The organism is Microbacterium sp. UBA3394 (assembly GCF_002358725.1).
GTDB classification, from domain to species: Bacteria; Actinomycetota; Actinomycetes; order Actinomycetales; family Microbacteriaceae; genus Microbacterium; species Microbacterium luteum.
Genome location: NZ_DEPK01000059.1, coordinates 1 through 1,854 on the forward strand (window position 1 = coordinate 1; position 1,854 = coordinate 1,854).

The following is a 1,854-nucleotide window of genomic DNA, read 5'->3' on the forward strand; positions in this document are numbered from 1 at the left end:
ACACCACGCTATGGGACTCACCCGCCACACCCGCTGCCGCCACACGATCCGCACCCGCGTAGCTCCGGGCACGTCATGCAGCACCCGCCGGCGCCGTCCCCGACCGACCGCGACGACCCCGCACGACGGGCAACCGGTCGGCAACGGCGGGCCCGACACCGTGACGACGAGCAGCCCGGCCCGACGGTCAACATGCTCAACATGGACAGCATCGAGGCCGAGGAGCAAGTCGCAGCGGGAACACGGGCAGGCGGCAGAGCGCGCATCAGCGCACCCCGAACTATGGTGAGACACGTCGAGGTCCTCGTCATGGAACAGCAGTTGGCGCTACTGATCCTCGGGGACCTCGACCCCTACCCGCCGACAATCACCCGGCGAGCCTCACCCCCACCGGATGTCCGAAGAGCCGGAAAAGGGGACATGCAGCAAGGGGAGAGGCGCAGAGTGGATGCTGAGGGTTGCGTTTCTGACGACCTCGTCCGACACCGGGGTGTGCCAGTCTTGACGTGGTGACGATCCTCCCTCCCGAACCCGGTGAGCCGCGCCGGCCACACGGCCCGCGCGACCCGGGTGATGCCTGGGTGGAAGCGCCGGACGGCCAGCGCTACTGGGGGCGCTTCGGCGCCGCGGGACTTCTGGCTCTGGATGCCGATCGCGGCGTGCTGCTGCAGCACCGCGTGGGCTGGAGCCACTTCGGTGGCACGTGGGCTCTGCCCGGTGGTGCCCGCCATCAGGGTGAAGATGCGGCGACCGGCGCGATCCGTGAGGCGCAGGAGGAGGCCGGCGTCCCCGACGGAGCGGTGCGGGCGCGGCTGGAGAGCGTGCTCGACGTCGGTGTGTGGACGTACACGACACTTGTCGCCGACGTCGTCGAGCCGTTCACGCCGGTGATCTCCGACCCCGAGTCGCTCGAGCTCGCGTGGGTTCCGATCGACGACGTCGACCATCTGCCGCTGCACCCCGGTTTCGCCGCATCGTGGCCGCTGTTGCGCGGCCTGTTACCGCGGCATCCGGTTGTGGTCGTCGACGTGGCGAACGTGGTCGGATCGGTGCCCGACGGGTGGTGGCGCGACCGTGCCGGCGCCGCGTCACGACTGCTCGACCGGGTTTCGCGGCGCGCGTCGCGCGGTGTGGCGGCAGATGCGCTGTGGCTGGAGGGCGACGTGTGGTTTCCGCGCTGGACCGCCGTCGTCGAGGGGCAGGCGCGCGCGGTGTCGACCGAGGTCGCCGGCGTCGAGGTCGTGGCGGCGCCGGGCGAGGGCGACGACACGATCGTGTCGGTCGCGACGGAGTTTCGCGACCGAGGCCACGACGTGATCGTGGTGACCAGCGATCGCGGACTGTCGGAACGGATCGTCGAGGTGGGCGGCCGGGTTCGGGGCGCGCGTTGGCTGCGCGATCTGCTCGACGTGGACTGATCACCGCAACGCGTGAGGCCGCGTCATCAGCGGTCGTCGCCGTCGCGGCCGCGCAGGCGGTCGATCTCGCGCCGCTCGCGCTTGGTCGGGCGGCCGGCACCCCGATCGCGGACGGGCACGAACGGCACCTCGGTGCGTGGGGGAGGCGGCGGAGTGCGGTCTTCCACGGCGGCGGCGGCAGCGGGCGCACCGACGCGCTTGGTGATGCTCTGACGGACCACGAGGTGCCGGTCGAATCCGTTGATGCGCACGCGCAGTTCGTCGCCGGGACGAACGGGCTGGGCCGCCTTGGCGCGGTCGCCGTTGACGCGTACGTGTCCGGCACGGCACGCCGTGGTCGCAGCGGACCGCGTCTTGTAGACGCGCACCGCCCACAGCCACGCGTCCACCCGTGCGCTCTCGCTCATCCCGTCGAGCGTACTCGCGAGCGGCTGCG

Annotated in this window: 2 protein-coding genes; one reads left to right on the forward strand and one right to left on the reverse strand. The window is 71.6% G+C overall.

Annotation, left to right across the window (positions count from 1 at the left end; all coding sequences use genetic code 11):
* Positions 1-509: 509 nt before the first annotated feature.
* Complete coding sequence (locus B4E30_RS03170; protein ID WP_286793451.1) at positions 510-1,418, forward strand: NUDIX domain-containing protein; 909 nt, start codon at positions 510-512, stop codon at positions 1,416-1,418.
* A 26-nt stretch (positions 1,419-1,444) separates the two neighbouring features.
* Here the strand turns inward: B4E30_RS03170 and B4E30_RS03175 are convergent, their stop codons facing one another.
* Positions 1,445-1,825, reverse strand: a complete 381-nt coding sequence (locus B4E30_RS03175) for an RNA-binding S4 domain-containing protein (RefSeq protein WP_286793491.1) — start codon at positions 1,823-1,825, stop codon at positions 1,445-1,447.
* Positions 1,826-1,854: the final 29 nt, after the last annotated feature.